This is a genomic window from Shinella sp. S4-D37 (genome assembly GCF_040812195.1).
Classification (GTDB): domain Bacteria; phylum Pseudomonadota; class Alphaproteobacteria; order Rhizobiales; family Rhizobiaceae; genus Shinella.
The window spans coordinates 116,510-125,687 of record NZ_JBFNXL010000007.1 but is presented as its reverse complement, the minus strand read 5'-3'; the positions used below and the strand labels follow the sequence as shown (position 1 = coordinate 125,687).

Genomic DNA, 9,178 nt, shown 5'->3' with positions numbered 1-9,178 from the left:
TCCGAACGCAAGGTAAGGGCCGCGCCCGCCGATATCCGCTGTCTGACCGCCCTCTGAGAGGGTGTATCCGACAACGGCCAGGCGATCCCAAGAAACCCTGACCGGTCATTTCAAGAAATCTCATTGACCTGCAGGCGTCCACAACCTGGGCGCCTCCTAAGGAGGATTCTGTCATGGCTATTACTGTCAACTCCAACGTGACGACTTCGCTCGACTTCAACAGCTACATCGACGCTTACGATGGCAATTTCAGCGGAACCAATCGTGGCTGGTTCCAGGGCGGCGCCACCCTCGGCGATACCCATGAGCAGTATGGGAACGACTCCGCAGGAGACGGCGGCGCCGGGGCCTCGACGATCTTCGGCGGCACCTTCGACTATGTCTTCGGCACCTTCACCGGCGCGCTGAACACCATCTCCTTCGGGACGGACGTCAATTTCACCGGCAGCGGCAACGTGTCGTCCACGACGCTGACGCATGACAGCACGCTTTTCGACATTTCAGGGCTGAACATCACCGGTTCGTCGGGAAGCGATCCGCTCCAGAAGGTGGCGCTGAGCTTCCTCAACGGCACGGCGAAGACCGATTTCTGGAGCGCGTTCAACGGCGACAGCATCACCTTCAACGGGAACAGTGGTGACGAGACCTTCAAGGGGGGCAACCTTGCGGACGTGCTCAACGGGGCTGGCGGCAACGATGTTCTCAATGGCGGCGCCGGGGCGGATACGCTGACGGGTGGCAGCGGTACGGATACGCTCGTCTTCACCACCTTCAGCGACAGCTCCGACACGAGCTCCGACACGATCACCGATTTCGTCTCGGGCACGGACGTCATCGATCTCGGCTGGGCGTTCGCCTGGGACGCGAATCTCGATACGGCCGGCGACGTTTACTACGATGCGGGTACGCAGACGCTCTATGGGACGAGCGACGGCGTCAACCTTGACTTCGCGGTGAACAGCACGAACGTCATCGCGTCCACCGACCTCGTCTGACCACAATCATCTTCACGCGCCCGCTCGGCCTTGCCGGGCGGGCTTTCCCTGTATTCCCGGCCATGAGGGCCGGTTTTCCATGAAAGCCCAGAGGATAAAATGTCCGATATCGTCGTCGATGCTGCCGATGCGACAACCAGCGCGCAGGCTGTGCCTGTAACAGTCACTCTTTCCAACGGCAATTTCGTCGTCGTATGGCAGGCGACGACGGGTGGCGATGTCGGCCTGCTGGGACAGGTCTACACGTCGGCCGGGGAACTGGTCGGCAGCCAGTTCACCGTCGAATCCACCACGGCCGGCACGCAGCAGAACCCGAGCATCGTTGCGTTGGCCGGCGGCGGGTTCCTCGTTCTCTCCGCGTCCAACGATGCGGCCGGCGCCGACCAGAGCGGCTATGGTATCCGCGCCCAGAAATTCCTGGCGGACGGAACGCAGGACGGCGGCGACTACGTCATCAATACGAGCTTCACGGGCGATCAATCGCTGCCGACCGCGGCGGTGCTCTCGGACGGCCGTATTGTGGTGACGTGGCAGTCGGCCGACGGCGAAGGCCTGGACACTGATGGAACAGGCATTCGCGCCATTGTTCTTGATGCCGACGGCAGCGTTCCCGACGGCGCATCCGATTGGGTCGTCAACCTTGGAACCCGAAATCCCGAAATCACTTCTTCGGCGGTGGCAGACAATCAATCGGCACCTTCGGTGACGGCGCTCGCCGATGGCGGATATGTCATTGCATGGCATGCCATCGGCACGGGCGCACTCGATTGGACGGTGCGCCAGACCCGGTTCGACAGCGAAGGCAATGTTGTGGGGACGGCCGACGAGAGGGTGGAAACCACCACCACGAGCCGCCAGGGCTTCATCAAGCTGGCTGGTCTTGAAGACGGCGGTCATGTTGCGGTCTGGTACTCGACCGATGCGGGGGACGGTTCAGGCGGTGGCATTCGTGCGCGCATCTTCGATGCCGATGGCAATCCGAAGGGGAACGACTTCATCGTCAACACGACCACGACCGGGAACCAGGGTAACCCGGATGTCACCGTTCTGGAGGACGGGCGCATCTTTACGGTGTGGGTTTCCCCGGAATCACCGTGGGTCGTTCGCGGCCGGCTGCTCGAGGCTGACGGGACGCCTGTTGGCGATGATTTCGTCGTCAACACGACAGCCGGTACGACGGCGGCGGCTCCCGACGTCGTCCTGGTCGATGGAAACCAGGTCGTCGTGACGTGGGTCGCGACGGTCGAGAACGCCCTCACTGTGCTCGCCAAGACGCTCGATTTCGCCCCCGTGAACGCCGTCCCGGCCGATCTCGCCCTTTCCGGCGACGCGGTCGCGGAAAACGCTGTCGGCGGCACGGTGGTCGGGGACCTTTCGGCGACGGATGCCGACGCGGACACGCTGACCTATACGCTGGAAGACGATGCCGGCGGCAAGTTCTCCGTGGTCAACGACAACGGTACGTGGAAACTGGTCACCAACGGTGCGCTGGATTATGAAACCACGCCCTCGCACGACGTTACGGTCAAGGTTTCGGACGGCAACGGCGGCGAGACGACGCGGACTTTCACGCTCAACGTGACGGACGTGGACGAGGCGCCCGCCGACATCGCGCTTTCCAACACGACGGTCTCGGAATCCGCCCGCATCGGCTCGGTGGTGGGCACGCTTTCCGCGACCGCCGAGGACGGCCGCACCGTCACCTACAGCCTGCCGGCCGGCCAGGGCGACAACAACAACTGTTTCGCGCTGGAGGAGAACGCCGACGGCTCGGTCAGCGTCGTCCTGACGAACGTGCTCGACTTTGAAAGCACCGATGCCGTCGCCGGTGTCTACGATCTGGTGGTGGACGTTACAGACGCGACGGGCCTGGTGACCCGGCAGACGGTCTCGATCCAGTCGACCGACGATCCGTTCAAGATTTCCTCCGCTCCGACGGGGAAATCCTATATGAGCGTGGCGGAAAACGCCGAGACGGGAACCGAGATCGGCTATATCCAGGCCTTCGATGAATCCTTCACGCCCAATTCCGTCGAACTGACCGATAATGCCGGCGGGCTGTTCTCGATCACCTCGCGTGAGGTCGGCGGCGTCACTCGCTATTATCTCACCGTCAACGGCCAGCTGGACCATGAGACAGCCGGCCAGCATTCCGTCACCATCAAGGCGACGGATACGGGCGGCACTTCCTTCGAGAAGACCTTCGACGTGCAGGTGGTCGACGCGCCGGAGGAGACCGATCCCGGCGTGACCTCCCGCGGCACGATCACCATCGACGCCAATACGGTCCTGGCCGGCGCAAACGGCGGTGTCGACTGGAACGGTTATCTCGACGCCGCCTATGCCAAAGTCACGGGCAGCCTGCCGAGTGGCGTGCAGTTCGGCCCGGACACGGCCTCCACCTATGTCTACACGCTTTCGGACGGCAACGAGGTCACGCTCACCGGCGCCGACCTCGCCTACTGGTGGTCCGACGTCGCCTCGACGGCCAATACCGGCGAGGACGTCCATGTCGTCGGCGGTGCGGTGAACGGGCTTTCCTTCGGCAGCGCCACCGCGACGGAACTCTCGATCACCGGCCTCGACCTCTTCAACGATTCCGGCCTGATGAACCGCATCTTCGGCGAGACCAACATTCTCGCCCAGGCCTTCATGCATGGCCCGGACGCGCCCACGCCGGCCGAACTCGCCCATGTCAAGGCGATCCTCTCATCCTATGCGCAGAACTTCGTCGGGTCCTCGGGCGCCGACACCTATACCGGCACGATCTTCAACGACACGCTCACCGGCAACGGCGGCAACGACACGTTCGATGGCGGCGCGGGCGAGGACACGGCGGTCTATACCGGCGCCAGGAACGACTACACGATCACCGACAATGAGGACGGCACCTGGACCGTGACGGACAACCGCGGATCGGGCACGACCGATGGCGCCGACACGCTGACAAAGATCGAGTTCGCCAAGTTCTCGGACAAGACGGTGGAACTCGGCGTGGACGACCAGGAGCCGGAAAACACCGCACCGACCATCACCTCCGGCGACGGAGAAGCGACGGCGGCGGTCGAGGTCGCCGAGAACGCGACGGCGGTCACGACTGTCACGGCGAGTGACGCCGAGGGCGGCGCATTGACCTATTCGATCGCCGGCGGGGCGGACCAGGCCCTGTTCGAGATCGACGAGGAGACCGGTGAAGTCTCCTTCAAGACCGCGCCCGATTTCGAGGCCCCGACGGATGCCGGCACGGACAATGTCTATGACGTGACGGTGCGCATCACGGACAGCGGCGGCCTCACCGACGAGCAGGATCTTGCCGTGACCGTCACCGACGTCGATGAAAGCGAGCCGGAACAGCCGGAAGGCACGATCACCCTCGATGCTTCGACGGCGACGGCCGGCATGGACCTCGAAGCCTTCATCCGCGGCGGCTTCCTTGCCGGCACGAATGGCGACGGGATGCCTTCCTTCGACAACGGCTCGGGTTTTTCGGGCACGGAGGTCATGCTCGGCTATGACGGCACGGCCTCGACGTCGAAGTATGTCCTGTCCCGAGGTTCGCAGGAATACAATTTCTCCACCCATACGGTCTGGGGTGAGATCGACACGATCGAATACGGCACGCGCGGCACGGGGTCCTTCGATTCCAACGGCTGGTTCACCGGCGGCAATGTCGAATTGAGGATCACCGGCCTCGAATTTTCCAACGCCAAGCCGGGCGCCACGGACGAAGCCCTGATCGAGGCGACCGGCCTGGTGCACAACTTCGTGACCGCGCATATGTACGGTTCGTCGGCGGATCCGGCCCGCCTCGGCCTCTACGCCGACGGGCTTGACGAATATGCCCAGAACTTCATCGGCTCGGCCCATGACGACGCCTATACCGGCACGCGCTTCGGCGACACGATCGAAGGCCGCGGCGGCAACGACACGATCGATGGCGGCGATGGCGTAGACATCGTTGTCTTCGAGGGCGAGCTGGGCCTCGGTGGAGCGACCGGCGACTACAGTTACGCTCCTGGCGCCGGGGGCGTCATCACCGTCACCGACCTCCGACCCGCGGGAGGCACGGGCACCGATACGCTCACGAATGTCGAGCTCCTGCGCTTCAGCAACGTGACCTACAATCTCACCACCCACGGGTTGAACTACACGCCGACCGAAATCGCGCTGGACGACGCGGACGTGGATGGCGATGCTGCCGTGGGGACCGTCGTCGGCTCCCTGTCCGTCACGGACCCGGTCTCTACCGGCCCCGGCGGCGGCCCGGATAGCCATACGCTCACGCTGGTCGACGATGCGGGAGGCAAGTTCGTCATCGATGGAAAGGACATCAAGGTCGCGGGGGCGCTGACGGCCGACGAATACACGGTTCGCGTCAAGGTCACCGACAGCATCGGGAACATCTTCGAGAAGGACCTGACGATCACTGTGGCGGACCCGGCCGAGCCGCCGGTGAACACCGCGCCGGTCATTACCTCCAATGGCGGCGGTGATACCGCCACGATCAGCATCGTGGAAAACACGACGGCCGTCACCACCGTCGTGGCGACCGATGCGGATGCCGGCGATACGCGCACCTACTCGATCCAGGGCGGCGTGGATGCCGGCCTGTTCCAGATCAACGCTACGACCGGCGTGCTTTCCTTCAAGACCGCACCGGACTTTGAAGTCCCGACGGACACGGGCGGGAACAATGTCTACGACGTGGTCGTCCGCGTAACCGACCAGGGGAGCCTCACCGACGATCAGACGATTGCCGTGACCGTCACCAACGCGGCGAACGAGCCGCCGAAGGACCTCAAGCTCTCGAAGTCCTCCATCGAGGAGAATGTCGCGATCGGCACAGTCGTCGGCATCCTCTCGGCAGCCGATCCGGAAGGCGTTCCGCTTACCTATACGCTGGTCGATGATGCGGGCGGCAAATTCGATATCGTCACGGAGAACGGCGAGACCAGGCTCATCGTCACCGGCAGCCTCGACTACGAGACGGCGACCAGCCACCAGGTGAAGGTGAAGGTCTCCGACGGCCTGGTCGAGACCGAGCAGACGTTCTCCATCTCGGTCGTGGATGTCGCCAACGAGCAGCCTGGCACGATTGAAGGAACGACCGGCAACGACGTGCTGCAAGGCACGGCAGGGGACGATCGTATCCTTGGTGGGGAGGGCAACGACCAGCTCTACGGCGGAGAAGGCAACGATATTCTGAACGGCGGCGAGGGTAACGACGCCCTCTACGGCGGAACCGGAAACGACGTGACCTATGCCGGCGCCGGCAACGACCAAGCCTATGGCGGCGAAGGCGATGACGAGCTTTATGGTGGCGAAGGCAACGACGTGCTCGGCGGTGGAACCGGGAGCGACCAGGTGTTCGGCGGGGAAGGCAAGGATGTGCTTTATGCCGCTTCGGGCAATGACAGTGCATTCGGAGGGGACGGAAACGACCTTGTCTACGGTGGTGCAGGAAACGACATGGTCGGCGGCGCCGCCGGCGATGACGAACTCTACGCAGGCACGGGCAATGACGAGGTCTACGGGGGCGATGGCGCCGACAAGCTCTATGGCGGAACCGGAAGCGATGCGCTTTACGGCGGCGCGGGCAATGACAGGCTCGTCGGCGGCTCGGGAGCAGACCAGCTCTCCGGCGGAGCCGGCAAGGACATGTTCGTCTTCAATTCCGTCTCCGACTCGTCGGTGAAGGCGTCGGGCCGCGACACGATCTTCGACTTCGACGGCAAGGGCGGCGACCGTATCGACCTCTCCGGCTTCGGCCAGTCCTTCTCCTTCGTCGGAACCGACGGGTTCTCCGGAAAGGCGGGGGAGCTGCGCTATGACAAGACGGCCTCCGACACGTTCGTCTATGGCGATGTCGACGGCGACGGGAAGGCGGACTTCGCGATCCAGATCGCCAGCAGCACCACCTTGCTGAAGGAGTATTTCCTGCTTTGACGGGGCCTGAACCGACCGGGGCAGCGGCGGCGAGGTCGCCGCTGCCCGAGCCGGGGAGATTGGCTCGCCGGCATGAACAGGACGGAAAATCGCGGTGCGGAAAGGCCTGCCTCACGGGCACGGCGTTTCCGGCCGCTTTCATGCAAGGAGTGCATATCGATGGCCGATGAAACCGCCGCGGCGTCTGTGAAAGAGGCTGCCCGACATGCGTAGTAAAGCCCGGGATAAAGCCGCCGTACTCCTCATGTCGACGGCCCTCGTCTGTCTTTCCGGCGGGGCGGTCCGGTCCCAGGATGTGCCGGAGGAGGCCGCGACGGACATAGCCGCCGCCGCGGATACCGGCGAGACGGTGCTCGAGGCGATCGTGGTGACCTCCACCCGCACGGCCACCGGCGTCTACGACACTTTGTCGGGTTCGAGCGCGACCGCCGCGGACCAGCTCGCGCTCCGTCACCTCAACGCACGGTTGCCGGATATCCTTGCCGGCATCCCGGGCGTCAGCACGCAGACGTCGGCGGACGATCCGGGCGTCGCGGTCAACCTGCGGGGCCTTCAGGATTTCGGCCGCGTCAATGTGCTCGTCGACGGCGCGAGGCAGAATTTCCAGAAGAACGGCCACGAGGCCAACGGCACCTTCTACATGGACACGCAGATGCTGAAGTCCGTGGATGTGACGCGCGGCCCCGTGTCCTCCGTCTACGGAAGCGGCGCCATCGGCGGTGTCGTCAGCTTCACGACGATCGACGCCGACGACCTCATCGCTCCCGGAGCGACCAAGGGCGGGCGATTGAAGACAGTCTATGACACCAACGGTTCTGGCCCAACCGTCAACGGCGCCGTCGCCACCCGCCTCGGCGAAAATGCCGACGTGCTGATCGGCGGGACCGTCCAGAAGATCGACGATTACGAATCCGGCGGCGGCCAGACGGTCAATTCGGCGCAGACGATGAAGTCCATGCTCGGAAAATGGCGCTACCGGCCCGACGAGGATCACGAATTCACGCTCTCCGGCAGCCGTTACATGAACACGTTCGACAACGGGGCTTCGACGCTGCGGGAAACGGACGTCACCGCAGACACCGTCACGGCCGGCTATCGCTTCACGCCGGATTCGGACCTCTGGGACCTGACGGTCAAGACCTATTACACCGGCACCCTGTTCGAGCAGCAGCAGGCGGGGGGCGGAGCGCTCGAACAGTCCTTCGACGTTGAGACCATCGGACTGGATGTGTTCAACACATCCCGTTTCGACACCGGTGCCTTCGGGCATGAGCTGACCTACGGGGCCGATGTCTTCCGCGATCGCGTCGATACCGTGGACCTGCTCGGCTCCAGCGACGATCTGACCCCCTCCGGCCGACGCACCGCCTACGGCGCCTTCATCCAGGACCGCATCAAGTACGACGATTGGCTCGAGATCATCGGCGGGTTGCGCTTCGACGGCTATAGCCTGAAGGGCGACGCAATCGAAGTGAAGGGGCAGAGGCTCTCGCCGAAGCTGACCGTGGGCGTCACGCCCTGGCAGCCGGTCACGTTCTACGCCACCTATGCGGAAGGGTATCGCGCGCCGGCCCTGACCGAGACGCTGATCGACGGTTTCCATCCGCCACCGGTGAGGGGGCAGTTCTTCCCCAATCCCGACCTGAAGCCGGAGGTCGCCCATACGATCGAAGTGGGCATGAACCTGCGCTTCGAGGACGTCATCACGGATGGCGACACGCTTTCGGCCAAGATCGGCGTCTTCCAGAACGACGTCGACGACTACATCGACCAGGTCTTCATCCTGTTTCCGATCCCGGGCGGCTACCAGTACCAGAACATCTCTGAGGCTCGGATCCGGGGGATAGAACTCGAGGCGAACTACGACACCGGCATCGTGTTCGCGGGCGTCAGCGCGCAGGTTCTGAAAGGCGAGAACCTGACGACCGGCGGCGGCCTCCAGAAGGTTCCGCCCTTCAGGATCGTCACGACCGCCGGCTTCAGGGCTTTCGAGGAAAAGCTCACCCTCGGCGCGCGGCTGACCGTCGTCGGGAAGAAGAAGGACGACACAGCGACGGGCTTCATCGGCGAGCCCTACGAGCTCGTGGATGTGTTCGCACAATACAGGATCAACGAAACGCTCACCGCCAATCTGGCGCTGAACAATCTCTTCAACCGTGACTACACCCAGTACCTCAATGCGGACCCGAGCCCCGGCTTCAATGCCAAGGCTTCGCTGACGCTCAATTTCTAAGACC

At 63.8% G+C, this 9,178-nt stretch carries 3 protein-coding genes; all 3 read left to right on the top strand.

What is annotated here, in order from left to right; all coding sequences use genetic code 11:
* Window positions 1–173: 173 nt before the first annotated feature.
* The 3 genes from AB3G45_RS28640 (at window position 174) to AB3G45_RS28630 (ending at window position 9,174) form a co-directional block, all read left to right on the top strand.
* Window positions 174–995 carry a calcium-binding protein gene (locus AB3G45_RS28640; protein WP_367833918.1) on the top strand — a complete coding sequence of 274 codons (822 nt, stop codon included), beginning with the start codon at window positions 174–176 and terminating at the stop codon, window positions 993–995.
* A 99-nt stretch (window positions 996–1,094) separates the two neighbouring features.
* Window positions 1,095–6,941 (top strand): cadherin domain-containing protein, encoded by a 5,847-nt coding sequence (locus AB3G45_RS28635; protein WP_367833917.1) that lies wholly within the window; start codon window positions 1,095–1,097, stop codon window positions 6,939–6,941.
* 205 nt (window positions 6,942–7,146) lie between these two features.
* A complete protein-coding gene (locus AB3G45_RS28630) occupies window positions 7,147–9,174 on the top strand; it encodes a TonB-dependent hemoglobin/transferrin/lactoferrin family receptor (protein WP_367833916.1) in 2,028 nt (675 codons plus the stop codon).
* The last annotated feature ends 4 nt before the right edge of the window (window positions 9,175–9,178 follow it).

What these genes read in the sequence shown, in the direction of transcription:
- AB3G45_RS28640 (WP_367833918.1), top strand. Translation starts at nt 174, where the DNA reads ATGGCTATTACTGTCAACTCCAACGTGACGACTTCGCTCGACTTCAAC.
- AB3G45_RS28635 (WP_367833917.1), top strand. Translation starts at nt 1,095, where the DNA reads ATGTCCGATATCGTCGTCGATGCTGCCGATGCGACAACCAGCGCGCAG.
- AB3G45_RS28630 (WP_367833916.1), top strand. Translation starts at nt 7,147, where the DNA reads ATGCGTAGTAAAGCCCGGGATAAAGCCGCCGTACTCCTCATGTCGACG.